Consider the following 23072-nt stretch of genomic DNA (forward strand, 5'->3'; position numbering starts at 1 on the left):
AGTTATTGCTTCTTTGACGGGATGGGAATTTATTTTAGAGGCTATATCTGTAGCAGAACTTTAGGAATTTGGTATTAGTGATACCCTAATTCACCAACGCCTTTTTTTGTAATATCATCGACGCGCTCAACGCTCTTCCCTCTGCTGCAAATGTCGCCAAACTTCTTGATGACATATGTGCCAAAAATACAGGGCTAAATTCAGAAGAGCTAATAATTTAGTGCCATCTTCTAACATCGCGTGCACTCCTTGGCTTGGCAAGTTTAAAATATCCTCAAACCTGGAGATAGCAAACAATAGAAATGCTGCGACTAATGGCAGGTAAGGAGTGGTTTTGATGTATCGCCAAAACTTAACTCCGTAAAGGAAAACAGCACTACCATAACATAAATAAATTAATTTCTTAGATATTCCCAACCGAGAAATAATCAAAGTCATCCGAAACCTGTCATCCAGGTAAAAGACTCCCAGCAGTAAAGCACTAAAAAATAAGAATATCGCCGCTCGACTGCGCGGATTTTTCTGGCGCAACACTCCGAAAGTAAATGCACAAATTGCTACTGGTATGCACGCGAGGACTTCGGAAACTCCGGTTAGAATGCCTTCGTAAGGGAACCAGAAATTAAAAGGATCGCTAAACAGGCGTTCAACTCCGTCTCCCTGGTTGTTGAGTTTGGCGTATACGCTCAGCCCGCCCAAAATCAGGACAGTCAGAGTGTTGAAAACAGCTAAAAACGGTACACGAAAAAAGTGTTTTTTGAAAAATTCTTTAGAATTTGACAACCTGGGAATTTGATTGAATAAAGGCAGATGCTTCATAAAAAATATCTCCAAGGAATGGGGTTCGTTACTTATTCACCGGCAGCCAAACCACAAATGTAGTGCCGCGAGCCGTTGGATATAATAAAGGAGCTGCCGCAGATGGCAGCCATTCTGGATTGACTGGGGAAAATACTTCTATTTCTCCTTGCATTTGGCGGACTAAATCGCGGGCGATCGCCAAACCTAATCCTGTGCCGGGAATTTCTGTCTGCGCTTTTTCTCCTCGGTAGTGCCGCTCAAATAAATGTTCTAAATCCTGGGGAGGAATGCCAGAACCTGTGTCGCTGACTGCAACTGCTATCGCAGGCAATTGGCTGTATCCTGCCCGATCGCCCTCCGCTGCTGTGTACCTTACTTTAATATAAATTTGGCGGCCGACCGGGGTATATTTCAAAGCATTGTCAATTAAATTGCTCAAAACTTCGCGCAAAGCTCGATCGTTCGCTGAGACTGGTGGCAAATCCGCCGGAATGTCGGCTAGCAATTTCAGATGCCTTTCAGATGCGATCGCCTCGGCGGAAATTAACAGCGGTTTTAAGACTTCGGCCACAAAACAGGATTCCTCCAAATTGACAGCAGGTGACAGCGACAGAGGAGAATGCCGGATTGATTCGACATTGGACATTGCTTTTTCTGAAGTGCCCGATGGCAGTTTTAGATGTGCTTCGCCCGTGTCAACGGTTCGATCGAACTGGCCCAGCAACTCTTGTAGGCGCTCGCTCTCTCGGACAATACTAAAAGCCACATTGCGGTTTTTGTCTTCCGGTACCAGCCGCCGCGCTAACAGCTTGCCAAAAGTTCGCAACGCTGTCAGCGGACTTTTGAACTGGTGCAGTAAATTGTGCATCGTGTCGTAAACCTGAGCCTGGATTTGCCGAGCCGAACCCAATTCCTCCTGCATCCACTGCGATCGCTGGTCTAAAATGCAGGCTAGGGCTAAGGTGCGGGAAATTTGTTGCATCTGAGCCTCCTCTCGCTCGTTCCAAGGCCTGTCTTGCCGACCGCACACCAGGAGTCCCATTACAGTTCCCTCGTGTATCAGAGGTGTCACTATTTGCATCCGCTGCTCCCACAAATTCTCCGGGCCTTGGCACTGATGGGAACTGCGCTCATTCCCCGGAAGCGGTTCGGGTGCGATCGCCCCCACCGTTGATTCTTCCACAGGAAGAACTGGCGGCGCCAGCAGCCGCGGCACGGGTTTCACTGTCGAACTTTCGGAAGATTGCAGCCTCAACCCCTGATTTTCTTCCGATTCGACAGAGGTTTCTGGGTAAAGCGCGATCGGCACCAACTTTGCCTCACTGCCTTCTACCAGCTCTTGTGTCAGGTATACCGCACTGAATGTCGCGCCCAAACTGACGGCGATCGCCACCTGCGATCGGCAAAGCTTGACAAATTCTGAACTGGCTGGCATTAACATGAGCGCCACATTAAGATATCTAACGGAATTCTAAGTAAATTACAAATGATCTGCTGCCGATTACAGATCGGAGACTTCTAGATTTCAGGTGTCTTTGCTTTGATAGAAGGCAGCTATGTTGAAGGCCTTGGGCTTTCATGAACCCAAATTGCCCCGCATCCCCGTCCCGCGGGCTTCCACAATTCCCAAAGCTTTGCTTTTGCCGGAACTTGCGGCCCACAATACCACAACCCCTACACTTTTGTCGATCGGCACGAATATTAAGATTATGTCGATATATTAAAAACAGTTGAAGTTTTGAGCGAGAACGGATATACTGACCTCGGATTTGGTAGCTATCATTACAACCTGTCTGCTCATACTGTCTGCTCACAGAGGAGGTAAAGAAATTGGCCAGGAGACGCAAACGCAAGAGTCGCCGCCGACAAGAAGGACGCAGAATTTTAGAGTGTGTGCCTCAATATAGCATCGAGAGCGGCGAAGATAAACCCGTAACAGCGGCTCGCAAGTTCATCCATGCCGAAGGCATTGCTCCCCCAGCTTTGCTGTTAGTCAAGCGTAACGAGCATACCACTGACAGATACTTCTGGGCTGAAAAAGGTTTATTTGGAGCCCAATACGTAGAAGAGAATCATTTCTTGTTTCCCAGCTTAAAGGTGATGTTGGAAGCTACCACAGACAAAATTCCTGTGGTGTCAGCCAGCCGCGCATAGATCAAAATGTTTAGCTCAAAACATTGACAGCAATGTTTTTCTAACTCTTTTAACAAAAGCGCGAGAGTTCTCATTGTCTGGAGAGTGCCAACTGAAATTTATGCGAAAAGTCCTTAGGAATTTGGGTATAAGGAGCCATCGCAACAGGCTCGATCGCTGCAGCGGGCGATCGCCACAATTGGCTGGCACTTTCACGATAATGGTTTTTTTTTGACTGTTTTGTCAATCGAACAAACAGCCAACGAAAGAGCCGGTCTTTAGTCATCGGTTTTTCAGCTCGAAGTCTAAGTACGGCATCTAGCATATCAAAAAATGTTCCGCACCAAACTTTTAATCGAGCGGTTTCAAATCTAAAGCTTTTTGCATGGCTGCTAGTTCATCGCGGTGAGCTCTGACAGTAACAAAGCTCTTGGTTTGGCTTCCCGACTCAGCAACTGATTCGAGTTTGAGCGAGACTTGCTCAGAGCGTCCAGCTTTTTTCCAATAAAATACCCCCGCCAGCGGGGACAGCAGTACCAAAGCTAGGAAAATTTGACCCTGCTGGGGAACTAGCATTCCCAAAACCAGTCCCAAGCACAGAGCGCCGCCTGCACTCAGCAGAGTTAAAAAAATAGCTAGAAACCAACTCGGCCTGACAAAACCCTCAAACGTGACTTTATAGTTGGGGGCATCGACGGCTGCAACTCGGTAAGCCCTAGAAGCAAAATACTCCTGTAGCTGGGTTAACAGTGACTCTTGGGCGCTCTCGGAAGCAAGCTTGACTTGTTCGATTCTATCTTTGACTGAAGCCTTGATGAAGAAAAACAAGCCAACCGCCAGCAGCAGCGTTAGCACAAATGTTGAAGGAAGAACAGCAGTATCCATCGGTAGAAGTTTGTGTAATTGAAATTATCTACTATTACTTTACAGAACTTGACATACGAAAGCGATCGAGGACTTACGCAGACACTTTTTTACCAAAATTCGCAGAAAGCTTTGTAGCAAGGCGTTTTTCTCCCCATCACCAAATTCCCATATCTCTACCTCGTCGCTAATTCTCAAGTGACAATGCGTAAGTCCTGACGCAGTGTAGATGCTTGAATCGCTGTGCGGCGATCGAGCAAAGCGAAGGCAATCGGGCAAATCGCTTTGCAAGTAGCGCCAGCATCTCAAGGGTTTAGGCATCCGATTCAAACTCGGTTAACCCGTCTGACCAGTTTCTAATGCGTGGGAGCGACGCCCTGACGCGCCGTTTCCCTGACCGATGTACTCGTGCCAGAGACGAGCCAGGTCTTGAGCTTGGTGCCGCCACTCAGGAAGGATTTGATACATCCGGCGGGGGCGGCCGCGTCCTTCTACTTTTTTCCAGTAACCGGTGATTACGGCTTCATCTTCGAGGAATTTCAGAGCGCTGTAGAGCACGGTATCAGAAAGTCGGTAGATGGGGAATTCCCTCTCTAGTTGTCCGATCAGTTCTGTACCGTAGGAATCTCCGCGCAATAAAACTGAGAGAATGTAGCACACAGCTAGTTCCTTGTTTAGATAAACAGGAGGGGGGTCTTGAAAAAATTGATAGATATGTTCAAACTTCATCTGTCTTGTCCGCTGGAAACTCTCGTGATACCGTCAGGTTAACGGGAGAGGAAAGCGGGGCGGGGGATGCCGCTTCCTAAGGATTAAGTGGGACACGGAGGAAACAGAGGTGCAGTATTTCCCCAGTGAATGTTGATAGCCCCAAACGCTTGTCCTGCACTTCGGTAATGTTTGCCTGCCCCAAGGTTGAGGAGCACTGGCCTAACTAGCGCAATTTTTTTCCTCTTCCAATCTATCGCAGCGACTATTGTCAAGTGTCCGATCGCCTGTAAGAGTTGGCAGTTACTTCGGGAGTTGGTGTTTTAACTGAAAATTAAAAATTCGCAACTTCCCGGAACCCTTTGTCTGCCTCGTCTTTGCGCTCTAGCTGGTCTGATTTACTGTTGATGTGTGCGCTCTAGCTTGGCTTTAAACCGAACTCAGACCTAACATGGCGCGCAGTGTAAAAGTTAGAAAGACAAAAGTCGCTACGATCGAACTAATCAGGGCGATCGCAGTTGTCGGTCGATCGAGCAGGGGTTTGAGTCGCTCGAACAGGAAAAAGAAAATTCCCAGACATATCGTAATGAAAAAGCGGGGGTAGCGAGAGACGTTATTAATAAAATCTTGCATGAGCTTGGTGGGGTAAAGTGTCACAGCTCGATCTTTAACTGGTAACACTTGTGAGCGAGTTAGACAATTTTGGCACAGCCGGAGCTAAATCTGCCAATCGGGCGATCGGGCATTTTTGCCGGCGAGGCTGACATATATAATTCTAACGAAAACTTTTCGCCGATCGATCGGGCGATGTCTGTTGAATGCCGGAATGCTAAGTCCGGTGACAACTTCTGAAGTATTTCTATGGAGTTCTAGTTGTGATAAATATTATAGTGCCGTTATTTCTAGATAAATGTCTGCTTCCGCACCTTTTCAAGTCTTGCCGCGTCCCTTTCTGCAATGGCCCGAAGGCAAAACTAGGTTGAAGATATTAAAAACCCAGAGAATCACACTATGCGAATTTTAGTCGGGGATTTGGTTCCAAATCCAAGAAATCCAGCCTCGGACTGTAGAGTAACGCCTTTTTATAGTTGTATCATTAATATCTGGACGATTTTCTAAGATTATTTTACAGATTGCATCTTTGGGCGGAATGTCTCCCTGTTTAAGGGTTAATTCAAATACTAAATAAAAAACTTTTTTTTCTAAAATTTTATTAATCAAATCTAGATATTTTAATTTAGGTCTTTTATGTAAAATTGACCTTCCTTCACTTGTCAAGCGAAAAATTGGTTTTTTTGTGAGAGAACTTTTATCTTTTTCTATCAGCCCAATATACAGACCAGCATTAGTATAATAGCCAGTTTGCCTGCGGTCAAATTGATAGTTTTCAGTAATATCATCTGTGGTTAAATCTCTTTCTAATAACAATGATAATAAATCTACTATCCTCTCAAATTTATTAGCTTGTGGCAATGAAAAATCTGGCTCTGCAATTACTTTAATATTATTGAATACCCGATCGACATCACTCCGTTGTATTTCTTCGGGAGCGATCGTATAATTCTTTTGTTCTCTCAGTTTCAGAGAGTTATAATCTTCATCCTTGCTAAATTCATAAATAAAAAAGCTAAAAAGGTCGTTAGAGTATGTCATCAATACGGGAATCACTTTTTTAGCCATTTTTTTTGACCACAATCTGTAGGGATAGTAAAGTTGTCTAATCAAAAAATCGTCTATGGCATAGTTCTTAGCTTCTATCAAGACAAAATAGTTGTTACTTTCAAATCCCGCATCTATCTCACACTGAGAATTTTTAACCTTGATTGAATAGGGGTTATTAGTGAGGGAATTTATAATATTAAAATCAAAGGACTCTGTAGACATTCTCCCAGAAACAGTATAAGCTGTTTTTTCGCCGAATAAATCATCTATAATACCGATATTAAATGCACAGAGCAAGGCGGAACTTTCAGAATATAAATTTGTGTAATCTATACTCTCTATCCCGGGAGGAAACTCAAAAGGAATCACTTCAATTTCGCTATCATATTTAACTTTCAAGTGTGTATAAAACTTACCGATAATATATTTTGAGCGAGAGATTGGCAAGATTGAGAGATGATTTTCTCGAAATATATCTGGCAAATTGACAAAGTGATCGAACTTTGCCATCAGCCTGCTTTCTCTTTCCTTATTAATTTGAGCCGATTCTATTTCAAAAAAACCCTTTTCAGCTACCTCTTCTAATATATTATGCCTTTCAAATAGTGTTTTCCAAGCTCTATCGTTTGCAGTCTTCTTAGTTTTACTCATATTTATTTATCCTGAGCTTCATAATTTAAAACTAATACTTCATCAACCATACCTCTTTTCAAGGCATTTGAGTTTATACTTCTCGTTGCCCTAACTATTTTGGTTGTATTTTTATAATCCTTGTACAAGTCCAGAATAAAATCCGTACAAGAATTACTCATCATCACCTTGCAACCTTTGACAGTGAGCTCGTCAAAAACTTTTTTTAGTCGTCCTTGTTCGTCTCTATTAAAGCCATTCACATCATATCCAGTAAAAGAAGCTGTTTCCGAAACAGGATCGTAAGGAGGATCGAAATAAACAAAATCTCCTCTCTTGGCATCTTTAACAGCCTCTTCAAAATCCTGATTTAACATCGTGATATTATTGCTATTTAAGTATTTGTTCACAGCTCTTAAAACAGCGTCATCTAAAAAATTGGGATTTTTATACCTACCAAACGGAACATTGAACTGACCTTGGGAATTCACTCTAAACAACCCATTATAGCAGGTTTTATTTAGATAAATGATTCGTGCTGCTTTTTCCACTTCCGACAAACTTGCATATTTTTTCATTGAACGATCTAAGTCTCTCATCTCATAATAAGACGTTTCGCTATTGCTATATTTATCCTTGCTTAATTCCTCCATCAGCTCATCTAAGGAGTCTTTGATTACTTTATAGCAGTTAATCAGTTCTGTGTTGCTATCATTGATAACAGCTTTTGGGCGTTGTAACTCAAACAAGAGTGCACCTCCACCTATGAAAGGTTCATAGTATGTATGTTTGCTTATCCGCTTGGGAACATACTTAACAATTTCTGGCAATAATTGTCTTTTACCTCCTGCCCATTTCAAGAAAGGTCTTACTAACGGATTTTTCCCTCTTACTAACGTATCACTTTTCACTCAGATGCCTCTAACGCTACTATCAAATAACTATACATTCTAAGTTGAATTTTAGTTCAAGTCAAGAGGCAATGGTGATATTGAATTCAAGGTGTAAGTCGCACTTAAATATAGCGACAAAAACACCTTGACATAAATCTATTCATCTGATATGTCTGGGAAAACAATCTGAATTAAGCCGATCGCACTTCGATCGCTCCCCTGTCAAAAACCCGTTTGTCAGTACCGATTGAACTGACAAACATCCGGTCTTTATAGACATCAAACGTCGCAAAACTCAGCCGGCTAGCAGAATACTCCGTCCACTCAGAACGCCCCACCGGACGAGTGCCCCCGCCGGCACCGCAAATTAAATAAGTCGTACCGTTAATCGATCGAGTGCGTTCGTAACTGTGCTCGTGTCCGTTGATATAAAGCTGCACGCCGTACTTTTGAAACAAAGGCGTCAAAGTCTTAATAAAAGGTTGATTCACTCCGTACACGCCAGAAGAATAAATCGGGTGGTGGCCGAACACAACTTTCCAAGGTGCGGTGCTCTGACTCAACTCTTTTTCCAGCCAAACAAGCTGATTGTTCCAGTCTGCATTACGATTGGTATCTAAAGCAAAAAACTGTACGGGATCGCGCCGAAAAGTATAGTAGCGACCTTGCATATTAAAACCCGCATATTTAACTTGCGGGTCGCCGTTAGCAGTGCGGATGTCGTGATTTCCCAAACAAGCATAAAATTTTACGCCTTGCTGCAATAACGGCTGATAAGGCCGCTCGAAAACAGCATTAATTTTTTCAAATTCGCCGTTATTGTAGATATTGTCGCCGGCGAGAACAGCAACATTAAAAGGGTTTTCCCGGTGATATTGCGCCATCGCCTCAGCCACAGCATACTGACCTTCAGCGCCGGTACCGGTGTCGGCCACCGAAATAAAGCGTAAAATAGGCGGTGAGGCCGGCAATGGGACGATCGCCCTTTCTCCCTCAACGTTAGAAGGCATAGCAGCGTTGGCGTCTGTACCCCAGGAAGTCCGAAGCTGAATCATTTTCGAGACTGCGGCAAAACCTAAGCTGCTGAGACTGCCTAAAATTAGAAAGTGACGGCGTTTGATACTCATTGTGATTCGGTTACAACTAAGTTAAATGATAAATTAAGGCTGAGACGGCTCAACTAAAATTTATCTCGTTTAGATATATTTGCAACGCCCCAAGGCAGAGAAAATGTCAGAAGAACAACTAAACCAGTCAACTCCAGAACCGTCTCAATCTCCGACACCGCAGGTTGATTCGGCTGCAAAGTCTGCCCCCACTGGCAGCAAAACTCAAAATGCCAGCAGCGCGGTTCCCAAAAATCAGAGAATCAAAGCTTTGATTGCCTCGATTGGGAATTTGGGAAAAAAAGAGAAAAAATTAGCAGCCGAACCCCCGTTGCAGCCCCAAAAGCCGATCGCACCCACCGCTTCTGACTCAGCAACAGCAACTCCTCCGGCTGTTGCTGCGGAAGTTAACAGCGTGCCTCCAAAAGTTGCTGTAAAAGTTGAGAAAAAGCCTGTATCCCAACGCCCGGAAGGGAGTTTTTTAGAGAAAGTCGGTGTACTTTGGCAAAGTATTGTGCGGCTAGTGCGATCGCTACTGCCACCATCTACGAACCAGAAGCTGTCCGATCCAATTTTAAACGCCGCCATAGCAGCAATTCTGATCGTTGCAGTGGGTTTAACTTTCAACAGTTTCTCGGCAAAACCGCCGGAGAAACTAGCAAAAGTGCCTCTCCCAGCAGCGCAGCAGTCGCCGCCAACGTTTGGCGATTTTGTGGCGCCGGGAACGCCGAAATCCCCAGAGGCGATCGCACCGTCAGCGCCAATATCTACTAAATTCAAAAGCAAGTTGCCCGATTTAGTGACCCCGGAAAAACCGCAACCAGTAGAAATGATCCCACCGCCGCCGCTGACGCCGGAACAGTCTCTGATTGCTGCTATTCAAACTCAAGTTACTGAAATTAAGAATCGACTTGGCGGCGGTTTAGTGGAGTCTGTTCAAGCTAATTTTTCTAGCAGCATTTTGACGGTAAAAGTCGCTGAAGATTGGTACAAACTCAGCGAAATCGAGCAAAATCAACTAGCAACTAAGATGTGGAAGGAGGCTAATTCACTCGATTTTAGTAAGTTAGAAATTGCTAATAGGGAAGGAAATTTAATAGCTAGAAGTCCAGTTGTTGGTTCGGAAATGATTATTTTAGAGAGAGGGATTAATTAGGGTTTAAATTGTCTGTATCTGTAAAACATCAGACCAGCCTTACAGTCCAGGACGCAGCACCTAATTATGTAGGGTGCGCAGTGCGCACCTTACTGCTGTTGATTTTTTTGAGGATATCGAACTTTTCCCAAATCCGACAGAATGCTACCATTAAATTAATTAACTTTGAGGAAAATTGAAAAATGACAATTTTAACTCAAATCGAACCTGTAGAAATTGAATATCCCAGCAGCGACGGAGAGCCGATGGCTGAAAGCGACATCACGCGCGATTACATGACTTATAGCGTTGAAGCTGTCAAGCTTTACTTTCAAGAACGTTCTGATGTTTACGTGTCAGCCAATTCTTTCATATAGCAGTTCTCAATCTTGGTGAGGTATGCCCTATGCCCTATGCCCTATGCCCTATGCCCTATGCCCGCTTATCGAGAGCACCTCATGTTACTGAGAAAGGCTATATATTATGAAGAAGGGACCAACAGGGAGCATTTCATTTTTGCAAAAAGCATTTTTTTTACAGTGCGAACTATTGAATATTTCGCACTATAAAAGCCAAACAGAGATGCTCCCGTTGTTCCGTAATTTCCAGGCAGTAAATTTGAGTAGGCTTGAAATGCGAGCCTACAACAATCTAAGTATTTTTGCTGAGTAACGTACATTGCTTTGATAAAGAATCTGTAAAATTTTAACAATTCAATCACAATTTATCAGTCAAACAAACTAACTAGCGCAGCAACCTTCACATATGCTCTGCTATTAAGTTGTTGCGGACACTGCCAGTTTTCCAGTACCCGACGGAAAATATCAGTAATTCCCGTGATTGACTTGCTGCCGCAAATACGGGAACATTATTCTTAATAAAAGCTTGGCAGCTCAATAAAAATCACGCACTAAAAACTTGATTAAGTCCGAATCCACACATTCTTCTTGAATGAAGGGTAAAGCGCATCAATTAGTTAGTTTGAAACTATCACAAGCAAACAGCTCACTCGCATCTACGGAAATTAAACATGAAACCTTTTAAAGATTCACCCTTTAACTCTCAAGATCCGTTTCAGAATTGGCTCGCCCCAGAATTCGAGATTGATACCAAAAACTTACTCAATAGTCAAGCTTACGCCAGCAACATCTCAGAACAAACACTCGCTCCACTTCGGGCCGCTGACAACAATAGCGCTGAAGACATCGCCAGCTTTTCCAACTCCCTCAGTTTTAGTCAGAGCTTCCCCAACACAGATTTTACCCCCCCCCGCAAAAAATAGCGAACTGGATGCTCTGACTGGGGAAATTATAGGCGAAAGGGCGATCGACTATTACGACAAAGATGCTTTAATCGGCGAAAGACGCGCATCCCAACTCGCACCAACAGCTTCTAATCCCAAAGCACCTCCCATCATCCAAAGTGCCGAACTTAAGTTTACAGACAGCAACAATCAATCTTTTCCCAACAATCAACCCGTTCTCTTCATCACGGGTACTAATCTATTAGTTGACAATTTTGGCGACCCCGCAGGCAGCCGATTCAGCGACTTAACCGTTAAAATTTTCGTAGGCAGACAAGCTTACGAAGGAACAGTTTTGACAGACAAAAGTCGCAAATTGGCAAACAATCAATTTGAAATCGCCGTTCAAGTTCCCAACACCTTACCGTTAGGTGAATCCCGCATCGTCATCAGCCGCAAGCAAAACGAAAAAGTTAGCCCAAATCCCTCAGAACCAGCCAAAGAAGTTAAATACGATAGCAGTCCTTACCGAATAGAAAACAATACAGAATACATCTTTGCCGCGCAGTGGACAACAGATAAAATCGCAATTATTAACGGTGCAAATCCCGAATCAGTCGTCACAGCTACTAATAGCAGCGACTTGTCGATTGCCAGCGTTTCTGTAGGCACGGATGATATACTCGATCGACCGCGAGAACTAACTGTAACCAGTGACGGCAGCCGTGCTTATGTAGCGATGGATCGTTCTGGGCGCATTGCTTTAGTCGATCCGATGACCAGGCAACAGGTAGACACTCAGCCGAATACCGCTGGTATTAACCCGATAAATTTGCCCAGCGGTGCAGAAGGTCGATCGATAGTCATAGACCCCCGCGACCAATACGCTTACATCGCAGACGGAAAAATCGGCAGCAACTCCATCTACGTTCTCGATATCAACCCGTTTTCGTCAACCTATCACCAAGTCACCCAAACCATCCCAGTCGGTACAGCCCCGAACGGTTTGCGACAAATAGCCATTAGCAGCGACGGCAAAAAGCTGTTTGTTACTGCACCAAACGGCTCGAATAGCAAAATTTATGTTGTTAACATCGACCCCAAAGACCGACCCAGCGACCCCAGTCAAAACCCCAAAAAGTGGAATCAATTAATCGGAAGTATCACAGCCGATGAAGGAGTAGAAGGAATAGCAAGCACCGTCAATCCCTTAGCCATGACCTTTACAAACAGTGGGAAAGATAGCAAAGGATTTGGGGTACTGGATATTACTAATAATGACCCGGTAAGTTTTGCTGCTACCACCCGATATACAAATTTAGGGCTGGGTTCTGTTAACGATTATTTTGATGTAAATGAGGGAGTCGCGGTAACGGTACTGCCGGATGCCAGTTATGCCTTTGTTGTCGGCCGCAATTCCGACACGAAATTCTTCGGTCAAGAACTACCCAGCGTAGATGGAGACCCGCGAGCCGGCAGCAACATCGGCATTATTAAAGACCCGCTAACAAATCCGCAATTAATGGCGGGAACTAGACCAATTCCAGATGGATTCGCTACAGATTTAGCGCTTTCAAGTGATAGCAAATTCCTTTACGCTTCCTATCCGAATTTAAGCGGTGCTGGCGGCAAAGTTTATGTTTTTGATGTGGAGGAATTTGTCAAAACATTGACCAACCCCGGTCAATTCCAAGTAGATGCCAAAGGTCGGGGTGTCGGGCTGCCGTTGTTTGACAGCGCTACGGCACGAAATGCTACGGTTGCTGACTTGTCGGCGATTCCAATTGACAATATTAATCCGGCAGTTAGTATTGCTGCTGATTTTCAGATTCTGACCGATGCGAATAACCAATATACTTACGGCGTGCCGCCGGGAAGTAAGAAAGCTCCCGTTTCTGTAACTAACCCTCGCGGTTTGGCGGCGACACCGCTGGATTGGCTGGATTTGAAAGAGCCGATAGGTACTAGCGAGACTTCAGAAAATCCCCTTAACCCAAAGTTCCAATGGACTTTTGACAATCTACCTACTCAGGACATTGAAGAGGTTAATCTCTTCGTCAGCGTGTTTGACGAAGGTGAGGGACTGTTGCCGTGGGATAAAGTAGTTGATTTACCCGACCCTAACGGTAACAAATTTCTCTCCGACCAAGGATTGAGCAAACCGCAGCAGTTAGATTTACTGACAAAACCTTGGAGTACATCTTCTTACCACGGTCAAGAAAACGATTTCAACCCCAACCGGATTTTAACTGCGACTTGGCAGAAAGATAGCACCAATATCGGCAAGTGGACTTTCGATGGCGGTAAAACATTTACTCAGGGAACCAATACCAGTTTTACGCTTCCTGCCAGTCTCAAACTGACTGCGGGTCAGGAGTATAATTGGGCAGTTGAAGCTTGGAATAAAGAAGGAAAACGCAACGAGGAGTTTGGTAATTTCTGGACGCCGCTACCGCCAGCCCTCAACGGTGACGATACCTTCAGCAGCGTCACCGTGCTGACCCACGGCTTTAAACCTCCATTTTTTAATGAGCCGGGAATTCCTCCAGAGTTTTACCAAATGGGTAATAGCATTGCCAATGCAGGTATCGACGGCGGCGGTTTGATAATGAAGTACGACTTGCCTACAGGTTACTGGGTTCCTGTCAACAAATATGGTGCAGTTTCCCCAGACTTCCAACCAGGTTTGAGTCCGAAAGACGACCCGAACTATCTCACTAAATTGGAAAGTTATATAGCTCCATACCTTGCCAAAAAACAACCGTTAGTCCTGCTGAATAACTGGTCAGAAAATAATGAGTCGGCAGTTCCTGATTCAGGCTTCACAGAAGCGGCTGCCGATGCTTTCTTTACTTCTCTAGTGCAGTTGGATGGAGTGCTGAAGGATGAGACTAGCACGGCTAAACAAGGTGCAGTTTTCAATTCGCCGCTGCACTTTGTTGGTTTCAGTCGGGGTACTGTTGTCAATAGCGAAATTATTCAGCGTTTGGGTACTTATTTTCCTGATGCTGGCGGCAAACCCAACTCTGGTACTCGCGACCTTCAGATGACAACTTTAGACCCCCATGATTTCAACCAACCGTCGCTAAATGTGGTGACAGATAATTTCGGCGATTTCCGCGAACCGAAAGTTCAGGTGTGGAAAAATGTTACTTTTGCGGACAATTACTATCAGACAGTCCCGACTTTATCGGGCAGTACATTTACGCCAGCCGGTCGCGATATTCCGAATCTACCGTCTACTGAGAAGGGAACAGCCCCAGGACTTAAGTTTCCGCGAGAAGGTTGGAGGTCAGAAAATCCCGATCCTAATGGTAAGCTGTTAGGAGAACCGGATTTGTCGGTTTTCTTGGGAACTAATAAAAATAACCCAGGTTACAATAACAGCCGTGCTGGGTTTACGACAGATCCTCTGATTAGACCGGGAGATGTACACGGACGTGTTGTGAGTTGGTACGGAGGAACATCCGACTTGGTTCAAAGTAATTTTCCGTCCAATGAAAACTTAGAAGTTAATCCTGTATTTCGTCGGCGAGGTGATGGGTATCGGGAACGGTTGTTCGATAAAGACTTTTCATTTAGCAATAGTGTTTTGACAGGCCCGGCTCGGGTTAGCCCTTGGTATACGCCGGAAAGCAAATTCCAACACGGTGTTGATGCTGCTCCTTGGGAGGGAATTGGTACGGGCTGGTTTTATTCAGCTATGGGCGGTGGTTACAGTTCGCGCCCTCAAACGAATGTAGAGCGTATCCCGCTAGATTTTGACAATACTTATGATGCCAGGATGCGAGGAGACGCGGCGGTTCCTACTTTGTTTAAGGGGAATTTTGATGCTGTTTTCGATCCGAAGGGAGTGACTCGGACTCCTTTGTCTAAGGGTCTACCTGGGTGGTCGTTCCACAACGGTCAATCCGATCCAAATATTGATTTGGTTCAAAGTTTGGAGGACGTAAAATCTATCCAAGGGAACAGCGAACCAAACTATGCCTTTAAGTTAGAAAGCAGCGGGGTGAAGGAAATTGTTCACAATCGGTTTGTTGTACCCGATTGGGGTGCTCTTCGATTCGATCTGCACGCACCAAAGATTGCCAATAGCTCTAATGCCAAATCTAAAGGGACGCTTGATGTGACTATTCGACCATTAGATCCATCAATTGAAGAGTTTTCTCAAATAATAACTCTTCAAAAAGCTGAAAATAAAACGGACAGTAATAAAGCTCCTGCTAGTTACCTAACAGATAAATACAAAGTAGATTACGGGATAAAAGGCTTTGAATCTTTCTCTGTTGACGTACCAGAAAGACTGCGCGGTCAGCCAGCAACTGTTGAATTCAAGCTCGATATAAAAGCATCTATTCCGGTCTATCTAGATAATGTCTTTTTCCAAAGCGAGTCGCTGAGGTTTAGCAATCCAACTACAGCAAGAACTGACCTACTGACTAATAATACCTATCAAAATAACTATTTGATAGAGAAGCCACAGTACACTATTTCCTATAATGGTAAAAAAAATACACCTAACTGGGTTAGTTGGGTTCTGGATGGCTCATGGCCAGGAAATATTCCAAGTAAAGACAGACCTCGTGAGTTTGCGGTAGACCCCGATTTAAATAGTTCCTTTTACCCGGTTGCTCATAAAGACTATAACTTCGATAGTCAAATTAACTATGAGAAGAAGGGCGAGTATGACTTATTTAATCTTGAAAAGCCAGCTATCTTCTGGCCAGTACGGGGACACATGAGTGCTTCTAACGACCGAAATAGAAGCACAAAGGATATGTATGCTAGTTTCTTAACTACGAATATTGTTCCTCAAGATGCCAAGGGAAATGAAGGTGCTTGGCGCGGTTTGGAAAAGAGACTACAGGATCTGGCGCGTCTTAAAAATGAACAAGGACAGCCAACACCTTATAAGTTCTATATCTCTTCTGGTGTGTACGGTGCTGGTGGTGGAGAGTTAACAAAATATTCTACTCCTCCTACTGTGACAGTTTTAAATGAAAGAGGAAGAGTTGTGGAAGCTCCACTTAAGGATAATCCCAATTCTTTTAAAAATTTCAAAACAGCGGACGGCACTCGAACGATAACAGTTCCTAGTGCTCTCTGGAAAGTTGTGCTGGGATTCAAGCCAAATTCAACATCTGACAAGCCAGATTATTACTTTGCTTTTTGGATGCCGAACAATTCCTATGAAATTCAGAAGAGCCTAGATTACACGACAAAAGATGCCAAGGGAAATATTATCGTCAAAAATAATACCTTGGGCTGGGAAGAGCGTTTAATTCCCATTGGCAAGCTAGAAGAAAGACTTAATGCAGATTTAGAAAAATCTGGTGACTCATTTAGATATGACTTTCTTTCTCAGATTAAAGATCCTAACAGCAAGGCACAAATGAAAACAATCATATCCCTTCTTCCCCAAAAACCTGGTTAAACTAACTTCCTCTTTTGCTGAGGGTGGGTAATTAGTTGATATAGCGCGTCTAAATCATTTGTATAGATATGTAGGGGCGATGCCAAGAGTGCCTGCCCTGACAATCACGGGGTTCTTCAGGGGGGATTACCCTTACAAAGATTATACAACTCATTTAGACGTGCTATAGTAGCTACGAATTAGTCTTCAGTGTTCCAAATAGTGCCATCGGGCATGATAGTATCTTTAAAGTGAGCATCTGTAAAAATAGCCATTTCAGATTTGTGACTTCTAATTTCATCCAGATCCAACTCGGTTCCAAAAAAGTTAGTTCTCGTCAAGTCAGCCCGATAAAAACGAACTCTATCTTTAAACTTAGCATTCCTAAAATCACTATCGGTTAAGTTAGCATCACCAAAACTTGTCTCAATCATCTCGGCTCCACTTAAATTTGCTCTACTCAAATTCGCGTCGTAAAACTTAGTCTCCTGCAAATCAGTTTGAGTCAAATTCGCCCCTGTCAAATCCGCTCTGCCAAAGTTAGCTCGCCACAGACAAGCTCCGCTCAGATTAGCCCCACTCAAATCCGCATTTTCAAAATGCGCGTAGGCCAAGTCGAGGTCGCTCAAATCTGAGCCACTAAAATTGATTCCTTGTCCGTAAAAAACCAGGGCTTCCAAGTCACTTTCCTTGAAGTTAGCTCCACTCAAGTTCACTCCACTTAAGTAGCGCTCCTTAGACTGCTCGTGCGTTAATTTGACTTGAATCAGAGAAAAGTCTCTATCCCCTGCCTCATAGCGCCTCAGCAATTCTTCCAACCACAACTGTTTTCTACTGTTGCATATTCTCATCCATTCTGCTTCTTCTTCTTCGGTCATGACTTTATTTCTATAATCTGTTGAGAATAAAAATGTTGATACTACTAAAATAGCTCAATCTTTGAAAAACAGCAAATACTTATACCAATCCTCCAAACTCTTGCAACAATTATGAGTTTTTGGTTTGTTTACGCTCACGCTTCAGGTAAGGTGCGTCGCTCAAAGATTGTGGATATTATTTAAAATTTAAGGGTGGCGATGCACCCTACAGCTCAAGAAAGTGCAGAAGGTTCTTCCACAATAGCTCACCTGCTGGCTGAAATAGACTTTGTTGAAATCGCAATTCCCGTCGGATTGACCGTCGAACTCACGTTTGAGGAGAAGTCTATTTACTTTAGCTATTGTTCCGCACGCTGCCATCGGGCATCAGGGTTTCCTCAAAATAGCAATCTCGGAAGTCGCCCCCGAAAACACTATCTTTCACACCAAAATCGGCTTCACGGAAGTCAGTTCTAGTCAACTTGACGTTTCCAAACCGAACACTTTTTAACGTAGCTCCCTTGAAGGTTGCCTCAGTCAAATTATTGCAAATAAAACCTAAATCGCTGATTCCTGCCTTATTGAATTTGGCTCTACTGAAATCGGTATAATAAAAACTCCCCTCAGCGAACCCAGCTCCTGTCAAGTCAGCTCCGCTCAAATTGGCATGGGCAAAAACTGATTGGAAGATACGGGTTTCTCGCAAAATAGCATTGCTCAAATCTGCTCCTTCAAAATTGCTTTGATCGAAATCAACCCTAGTCAAGTCAGCTCCTCGCAAAATCACTCCATTCATGTAGGGTCCGAGCTCTTGGATACTACTATTACGCAAAATAATACCGCTCAAATCCAATCCTTTTAATTGTCCGAGTTCCCAAGACCTGCGTTCCCGGCTGCAATTGGGACTCTCTACCATCAAGCCGCTGAAATTTCTTTCCCCAGCCGCATAACGATTGATGATATCTGTAAACAGCATCTCTTGCATTTGGAAAATAGCGGTATCTATTTGCGCTCCCTGAAAGTTAGCACCTTCAGTATTCGCGTCAACCAAGAATGTCAGGCTAAAATTTGCCGAAGTACAATTAGCATCAATCAACTGAACATCACTTAAATCAGCTCCCCACAAATTAGCGCGGCTAAGATTAGCACCTTCCAAGTCAACCAGTTGTAAGTCAGCATCACTGAGGTCAGCTTCTTCTAAGCAAGCATTACTTAAGTTAGCGCGACTGAGATTAGCAGTGCTCAGGTTAGCTTGAGCTAGAGCGGCTCCGCTGAGATTGGTTTCTCTCAAATTAGCACCCCTCAAATCAGCACCACTGAGCTCGATGCCACTCAAGTTCATGTTTGCTAGATTGGCATCGACTAAGCTAATTTCCGAGAAATCTCTCTCGCCATCGGCATAGCGTCTGAGCAATTCTTCAGCGTCCATAACTATCCTAGTAAAGGTCTTTTATGTTTAAACTATCCATCATACTTTATTCACGCAGGAGCGATCGCGCCTCTGCTTGTATTATGCCAATCTTGAAAAGTCTTGCTACAATTATCAATTTTATACAAATTATCTTTCGTGGGCATCCCAATAGCCGGACACGACAATGCCGTTTCCCCCCTCGTAACTCAACTCTTAAATTCTGGAATGAGTCTGGAACAGGTGGCACAAATGATGAATTTATCGACCGTGGAAGTGAGACGATTGGTAGGGGAAAACTTTTGATCGATCGCACTTTTCCAAGATATCAAGAATAGTGCGATCGAAGTATGGGACAAAATGAGAACAGTCAACAGCCAACAGTCAACAATTAACTAATCACTATAGAGGCTTATTAGTAGGTTTAAAACCCTGCTTTTGAAAATAGGTTCTAAATACCTCTTGAGCAATTGGTGCCGCCGAGACAGCACCAAATCCGCCGCCTTCAACTATAACTGCGATCGCAACTTCCGGTTTGTCCGCAGGAGCAAAACCCACATACATAGAATTGTCAGGATGACCGGGCATTTCCACAGTCCCAGTTTTGCCAGCACTTAAAGGAATAGTACCGTCATTCATGGCGCGGCCTGTACCTTTTTTCACCACGTCAATCAATCCCTGTTTAATGACGTTTAAAGTTGCAGGCTTAATACCTGTGGAAATTTTTTTAGTAACAGGCGTATTGGTTTGAGAAGCTAACAAATGCGGCTGCACTCGCCAACCGCCATTGGCAATAGTTGACACCATCACTGCCAATTCTAAGGGAGTACAAAGTACCAAACCTTGACCGATCGCCATTGTTACCGTATCGCCAACATACCAATCTTCCCCATACATTTTCTGTTTCTCTGCTGGGATCGGAACTTGACCGTGATTGGCGCCGTCTATCCCCAAAAGATCTAAATTAATAGTACCGCCAATGCCCATTTTTTTAGCCCATTTCGCCATTTCTTCCGGCCCAGCAGCCATACCTACTTGATAGAAAAACGTATTGCTGCTGTAGGCTAAAGCATCGCGGAAACCGATAACGCCGTAACCGGCGCTGTGTTCGTTAAAGGTAATTCCGCCGATCGAAATTGAAGAAGAAGTTCCCAATGTCGAGTCAGGAGAAAACTTGCCCGACTCCATCCCGGCTACAGAAGTTACAATCTTAAAAGTGCTGCCGACTGGATAGCCTTGAACGGCCCGATTTAAAAATGGTTTGTCTGGTCCTTGCAGCCGATCCCATTCTTTTTGAGTTACCTTGCGAGTGAAAATATTGGGATCAAAGGTCGGCCAACTAGCCATTGTTAAAAGAGCTCCGGTTTTCACGTCGATCGCCACAACAGCACCGAGGCGATCGCCCAAAGCTTTTTCCGCAGTTTTTTGCATATCTAAATCTAAAGTTAGCTGCACCGGTTTGCCGGGAATAGGCTCTTTTACACCTAAATCTTGGATTTCTTCGCCCTTAGCATTTACCTCAATTAAACGGTTTCCCCAAACGCCTTCTAAAGTTGAATTAACTAATTTTTCCACTCCCATCTGACCGACGATCATTCCCATCGGATATGCAGGATTAGCTTTTAATTGATCTAAACTAGCTTCGCCGACGTATCCCAAAAGGTGAGCTGCTAATTGCTGGTTGGGATTGTCTCGGCTCGATTCTACGCGAATTTCAACTCCCCGCAAAGCATTACTTTGTTCTCCCAAAGCGACGAAAGTACCGACATCGATATCCTTACTAATTCGCACTGGCAGGGCCGATCTGTAGCCAACTCCATCGATTTTTTTGACAATTTCGGCTGCGGGAAGTTTGACGATCGGACCCAGTGTAGTGGCGATCTCTTGCCACTCCTTAGCCGATCGCTCTTTTGGCCACAAATAGACCGATCGAGATACGCGGTTGGCCGCAAATATTTTGCCGTTGCGGTCTAAAATTTGACCGCGATTCGCTGCGACTGACACAGGGCGAATGCGGTTATTTTCCGCGCGCTGTCGATTGTAGGCTCCCTGTACCAGTTGCAGTTCGGCTAGACGAAATGTCGGCAGCGTCACCAAGGTAGTGACTAGCAGCATAAAAATCATAGCTTGGAACGATCGGCTGCCTTGCCGTGCAGGATTGTTTAAGCCTTTTTTGTCGAATCGGACTTGAGAGTTAAAAGAAAAATCGCCAGCCATATTAATTAATCTGCTCTTTTTATTCAACTAACAGGTTGATAAGGTTCCCATCCGGATTATTTTGCGGAGGATACAGCCATGATAACTTCTAACTCTTTAGTGACAGACATAAATTCTGCCGATTGGCAGACGTATCAGCGGGTTTTTTTGATTAAGGTAGAGCTTAAATATCAGGTTTTTTTGACAATTCAACTGTTAAGGAGGTAGAAGCGCTGTGGAACCGATCGATTTTTTGATTGCTTGGCTGGTGACGGGCAGCAGCTTGTTGCTAATTTCTCAACTGCCGATCGGCGTAGAAATTGACAGCACACCGAAAGCAGTAATTTCCGCTGCGGTTTTGGGAATTTTGAATGTTTTAATTTTGCCCATTCTAAAAGCAGTTTTTTTCGTACCGAACCTGCTGACGCTGGGATTGCTTTCCGGCGCGTTTGCTTTTGTAATGAACGTGATTGTTTTTGCCTCGGCTGCGAAGTTAGTGGAAGGATTTAGCTTGCGGATGGGTCTTTGGAGCGCGGTACTGGGGGCGCTCGCCTTGGCTGTAGTTAGCAGCTTTATCAACGGCGCACTGATTTAGCAACTTCCCCAGAAAAAGGGCGATTGAAATCGCCCGATATTTCCCACCCTTACCTTGCGCCTTTCGTTTGCCTAAAAGCGATTTCAATCGCCGAATATTTATTCTCCCTTCTTCCTTCTATCCGTTACATCCGTTGCCGAACTTCCTTCTATCCGTTACATCCGTTGCCGAACTTCCTTCTTACTTTCCAATCACCGACTTATAGGCTGTCACCTTAATATCAATCCCAGTAATATCTGTGCCGACAACAACTGCCACCGCTCCTAAGTCCAATGCTTTTTTTGCCATTTCCGGCCCAGCGATCCCGCCTTCGCAGATAACGGGAACCTTAAGCTTTTCTACCATTTCCGCCAGCAAATCAAATCCGGGCGGCGAGAAATTTTTCGTCTGGGGAGTGTAGCCAAAAAGAGTAGTTGCTACAGTATCTGCGCCAGCTTGGGCAGCCGCGATCGCAGCTTCTATTGTATCTACATCCGCCATCACTAATTTACCCAGTTCGCTGTGTATTTGTGCGATTAATGTCTTTAAGTCTTCGCCACCAGCAGGACGGTTTCTCAGAGTAGCGTCAATGGCGATAATATCGGCTCCTGAAACGGCGATCGCCCGCGCGTCTTCAAAGCGAGGAGTAATGTAAATCTCGCATCCCGGCAATTGCTGCTTCCAAATCCCAATTATGGGAGCGGATACCTGTTTTCGCACCGCCGCAATGTGAGCCGGAGTGTCAATGCGCACGCCCGCCGCTCCTCGATTGACCGCGGTTCGAGCCATTGCCGCAATTACGATCGGATCGTGCAGCGGCGAATCAGTAGGTGCTTGACAAGAAACAATTAATCCTGTAGGAATTTGACAATTAATCATGGCGAATGGGGAATGGGGAATTTGGCATGGGGCATCGGGCATGGGGCATCGGGCATCGGGCATCGGGCATCGGGCATGGGAATGGGGCTTTTTTTGTAATTTATTCCCTGTGCCCTATTGAACTCAAATAAGCGTTAAGTTTTGGTAGTAATTTATCGACAATTGGTTTAAATTTGCTTACTTCTTCGCTTGTGATAAGTTGTCTAGCATAGGCTAATCTTAACCAGCTTACTGTTTCGTACAAAGAGCCTCTCGCAATTTTTACAAAACGCCGATTATCTTGGTCATTATAACGACCTCTTCCTTCAGCAATATTAGCACAGACACTATCAGCAGACCGAACGATCTGTTTGCCCATCGTATCTTTGGTGAAGTAATCCCATTTTTTAACAATTTCCCAAATCTGATTCGCCAAACTTTCCGCCAACTTATAAATCTCTAATTCCTCAAAATCAGGTCTTCCCATAATTACCTCAAAAACTCAATTATATTAAATGCCCGATGCCCGATGCCCGATGCCCGATGCCCGATGCCCGATGCCCGATGCCCGATGCCCGATGCCCGATGCCC

General features: G+C 44.4%; 21 protein-coding genes. 7 read left to right on the forward strand and 14 right to left on the reverse strand.

Going from position 1 to position 23072, the window contains the following annotated elements:
• Nucleotides 1-126: 126 nt before the first annotated feature.
• Nucleotides 127-819, reverse strand: a complete 693-nt coding sequence (locus QUA78_RS27885) for a hypothetical protein (protein ID WP_333305584.1) — start codon at nt 817-819, stop codon at nt 127-129.
• 28 nt (nt 820-847) lie between these two features.
• Nucleotides 848-2236, reverse strand: a complete 1389-nt coding sequence (locus QUA78_RS27890; protein ID WP_333305586.1) for an ATP-binding protein — start codon at nt 2234-2236, stop codon at nt 848-850.
• 121 nt (nt 2237-2357) lie between these two features.
• Between QUA78_RS27890 and QUA78_RS27895 the strand changes: the two genes are divergently transcribed.
• Both QUA78_RS27895 and QUA78_RS27900 read left to right on the forward strand, forming a co-directional pair.
• Nucleotides 2358-2525, forward strand: a complete 168-nt coding sequence (locus tag QUA78_RS27895) for a hypothetical protein (RefSeq protein WP_333399139.1) — start codon at nt 2358-2360, stop codon at nt 2523-2525.
• A 106-nt stretch (nt 2526-2631) separates the two neighbouring features.
• Nucleotides 2632-2955 (forward strand): DUF3155 domain-containing protein, encoded by a 324-nt coding sequence (locus QUA78_RS27900; RefSeq protein ID WP_333305588.1) that lies wholly within the window; start codon nt 2632-2634, stop codon nt 2953-2955.
• A 70-nt stretch (nt 2956-3025) separates the two neighbouring features.
• Here the strand turns inward: QUA78_RS27900 and QUA78_RS27905 are convergent, their stop codons facing one another.
• The 4 genes from QUA78_RS27905 to QUA78_RS27920 all read right to left on the reverse strand — a co-directional run bounded on the left by QUA78_RS27905 (nt 3026) and on the right by QUA78_RS27920 (nt 5139).
• Nucleotides 3026-3220 (reverse strand): hypothetical protein, encoded by a 195-nt coding sequence (locus QUA78_RS27905; RefSeq protein ID WP_333305590.1) that lies wholly within the window; start codon nt 3218-3220, stop codon nt 3026-3028.
• A gap of 65 nt (nt 3221-3285) precedes the next feature.
• Entirely contained in the window at nt 3286-3819 is a 534-nt protein-coding gene (locus tag QUA78_RS27910) for a cofactor assembly of complex C subunit B (RefSeq protein WP_172186699.1), read from the reverse strand.
• A gap of 315 nt (nt 3820-4134) precedes the next feature.
• Nucleotides 4135-4527, reverse strand: a complete 393-nt coding sequence (locus QUA78_RS27915; RefSeq protein WP_172186698.1) for a PadR family transcriptional regulator — start codon at nt 4525-4527, stop codon at nt 4135-4137.
• A gap of 408 nt (nt 4528-4935) precedes the next feature.
• Nucleotides 4936-5139, reverse strand: a complete 204-nt coding sequence (locus tag QUA78_RS27920; RefSeq protein ID WP_015176773.1) for a DUF751 family protein — start codon at nt 5137-5139, stop codon at nt 4936-4938.
• Between the two features lie 69 nt (nt 5140-5208).
• On the opposite strand from QUA78_RS27920, the gene QUA78_RS27925 reads away from it, so the two are divergent.
• Complete coding sequence (locus QUA78_RS27925) at nt 5209-5358, forward strand: hypothetical protein (RefSeq protein ID WP_333305592.1); 150 nt, start codon at nt 5209-5211, stop codon at nt 5356-5358.
• Between the two features lie 168 nt (nt 5359-5526).
• Here QUA78_RS27925 and QUA78_RS27930 read toward each other — a convergent pair whose 3' ends face one another.
• From QUA78_RS27930 to QUA78_RS27940, 3 genes are all read right to left on the reverse strand, one after another.
• Nucleotides 5527-6819, reverse strand: coding sequence for a type II restriction enzyme (locus QUA78_RS27930; RefSeq protein ID WP_333305595.1), 1293 nt, complete (start codon nt 6817-6819; stop codon nt 5527-5529).
• A 2-nt stretch (nt 6820-6821) separates the two neighbouring features.
• Nucleotides 6822-7709, reverse strand: a complete 888-nt coding sequence (locus QUA78_RS27935; protein ID WP_333305596.1) for a DNA adenine methylase — start codon at nt 7707-7709, stop codon at nt 6822-6824.
• Between the two features lie 173 nt (nt 7710-7882).
• Complete coding sequence (locus tag QUA78_RS27940) at nt 7883-8818, reverse strand: metallophosphoesterase (protein WP_333305598.1); 936 nt, start codon at nt 8816-8818, stop codon at nt 7883-7885.
• Nucleotides 8819-8921: 103 nt separating this feature from the next.
• Here QUA78_RS27940 and QUA78_RS27945 point away from each other — a divergent pair, with 103 nt between their 5' ends.
• From QUA78_RS27945 to QUA78_RS27955, 3 genes are all read left to right on the forward strand, one after another.
• Complete coding sequence (locus QUA78_RS27945) at nt 8922-9953, forward strand: hypothetical protein (RefSeq protein ID WP_333305599.1); 1032 nt, start codon at nt 8922-8924, stop codon at nt 9951-9953.
• Between the two features lie 182 nt (nt 9954-10135).
• Nucleotides 10136-10309, forward strand: a complete 174-nt coding sequence (locus QUA78_RS27950; RefSeq protein WP_333305601.1) for a hypothetical protein — start codon at nt 10136-10138, stop codon at nt 10307-10309.
• Nucleotides 10310-11035: 726 nt separating this feature from the next.
• Entirely contained in the window at nt 11036-16609 is a 5574-nt protein-coding gene (locus tag QUA78_RS27955; protein ID WP_333399140.1) for a DNA/RNA non-specific endonuclease, read from the forward strand.
• 179 nt (nt 16610-16788) lie between these two features.
• On the opposite strand, the gene QUA78_RS27960 is transcribed toward QUA78_RS27955, so the two are convergent.
• From QUA78_RS27960 to mrdA, 3 genes are all read right to left on the reverse strand, one after another.
• Complete coding sequence (locus QUA78_RS27960; RefSeq protein ID WP_333303905.1) at nt 16789-17466, reverse strand: pentapeptide repeat-containing protein; 678 nt, start codon at nt 17464-17466, stop codon at nt 16789-16791.
• A gap of 334 nt (nt 17467-17800) precedes the next feature.
• Nucleotides 17801-18874, reverse strand: coding sequence for a pentapeptide repeat-containing protein (locus QUA78_RS27965; RefSeq protein ID WP_333303903.1), 1074 nt, complete (start codon nt 18872-18874; stop codon nt 17801-17803).
• 381 nt (nt 18875-19255) lie between these two features.
• Nucleotides 19256-21070 (reverse strand): penicillin-binding protein 2, encoded by a 1815-nt coding sequence (gene mrdA / locus QUA78_RS27970; RefSeq protein ID WP_333303901.1) that lies wholly within the window; start codon nt 21068-21070, stop codon nt 19256-19258.
• Nucleotides 21071-21284: 214 nt separating this feature from the next.
• On the opposite strand from mrdA, the gene QUA78_RS27975 reads away from it, so the two are divergent.
• Nucleotides 21285-21644, forward strand: a complete 360-nt coding sequence (locus QUA78_RS27975) for a phage holin family protein (protein ID WP_333303900.1) — start codon at nt 21285-21287, stop codon at nt 21642-21644.
• 180 nt (nt 21645-21824) lie between these two features.
• On the opposite strand, the gene QUA78_RS27980 is transcribed toward QUA78_RS27975, so the two are convergent.
• Both QUA78_RS27980 and QUA78_RS27985 read right to left on the reverse strand, forming a co-directional pair.
• A complete protein-coding gene (locus QUA78_RS27980; protein ID WP_445302462.1) occupies nt 21825-22544 on the reverse strand; it encodes an N-acetylmannosamine-6-phosphate 2-epimerase in 720 nt (239 codons plus the stop codon).
• 58 nt (nt 22545-22602) lie between these two features.
• Nucleotides 22603-22968: a four helix bundle protein gene (locus QUA78_RS27985; protein ID WP_333303898.1), complete on the reverse strand. Its 366-nt coding sequence runs from the start codon at nt 22966-22968 to the stop codon at nt 22603-22605.
• Nucleotides 22969-23072: the final 104 nt, after the last annotated feature.

The sequence above is a fragment of the Microcoleus sp. K4-B3 genome, from assembly GCF_036704615.1.
Lineage (GTDB): Bacteria > Cyanobacteriota > Cyanobacteriia > Cyanobacteriales > Microcoleaceae > Microcoleus.

What these genes read in the sequence shown, in the direction of transcription:
- QUA78_RS27885 (WP_333305584.1), bottom strand. Translation starts at nt 819, where the DNA reads ATGAAGCATCTGCCTTTATTCAATCAAATTCCCAGGTTGTCAAATTCT.
- QUA78_RS27890 (WP_333305586.1), bottom strand. Translation starts at nt 2,236, where the DNA reads ATGCCAGCCAGTTCAGAATTTGTCAAGCTTTGCCGATCGCAGGTGGCG.
- QUA78_RS27895 (WP_333399139.1), top strand. Translation starts at nt 2,358, where the DNA reads ATGTTGAAGGCCTTGGGCTTTCATGAACCCAAATTGCCCCGCATCCCC.
- QUA78_RS27905 (WP_333305590.1), bottom strand. Translation starts at nt 3,220, where the DNA reads ATGACTAAAGACCGGCTCTTTCGTTGGCTGTTTGTTCGATTGACAAAA.
- QUA78_RS27910 (WP_172186699.1), bottom strand. Translation starts at nt 3,819, where the DNA reads ATGGATACTGCTGTTCTTCCTTCAACATTTGTGCTAACGCTGCTGCTG.
- QUA78_RS27915 (WP_172186698.1), bottom strand. Translation starts at nt 4,527, where the DNA reads ATGAAGTTTGAACATATCTATCAATTTTTTCAAGACCCCCCTCCTGTT.
- QUA78_RS27920 (WP_015176773.1), bottom strand. Translation starts at nt 5,139, where the DNA reads ATGCAAGATTTTATTAATAACGTCTCTCGCTACCCCCGCTTTTTCATT.
- QUA78_RS27930 (WP_333305595.1), bottom strand. Translation starts at nt 6,819, where the DNA reads ATGAGTAAAACTAAGAAGACTGCAAACGATAGAGCTTGGAAAACACTA.
- QUA78_RS27940 (WP_333305598.1), bottom strand. Translation starts at nt 8,818, where the DNA reads ATGAGTATCAAACGCCGTCACTTTCTAATTTTAGGCAGTCTCAGCAGC.
- QUA78_RS27945 (WP_333305599.1), top strand. Translation starts at nt 8,922, where the DNA reads ATGTCAGAAGAACAACTAAACCAGTCAACTCCAGAACCGTCTCAATCT.
- QUA78_RS27950 (WP_333305601.1), top strand. Translation starts at nt 10,136, where the DNA reads ATGACAATTTTAACTCAAATCGAACCTGTAGAAATTGAATATCCCAGC.
- QUA78_RS27960 (WP_333303905.1), bottom strand. Translation starts at nt 17,466, where the DNA reads ATGACCGAAGAAGAAGAAGCAGAATGGATGAGAATATGCAACAGTAGA.
- QUA78_RS27965 (WP_333303903.1), bottom strand. Translation starts at nt 18,874, where the DNA reads ATGGACGCTGAAGAATTGCTCAGACGCTATGCCGATGGCGAGAGAGAT.
- mrdA (WP_333303901.1), bottom strand. Translation starts at nt 21,070, where the DNA reads ATGGCTGGCGATTTTTCTTTTAACTCTCAAGTCCGATTCGACAAAAAA.
- QUA78_RS27980 (WP_445302462.1), bottom strand. Translation starts at nt 22,544, where the DNA reads ATGCCCGATGCCCCATGCCAAATTCCCCATTCCCCATTCGCCATGATT.
- QUA78_RS27985 (WP_333303898.1), bottom strand. Translation starts at nt 22,968, where the DNA reads ATGGGAAGACCTGATTTTGAGGAATTAGAGATTTATAAGTTGGCGGAA.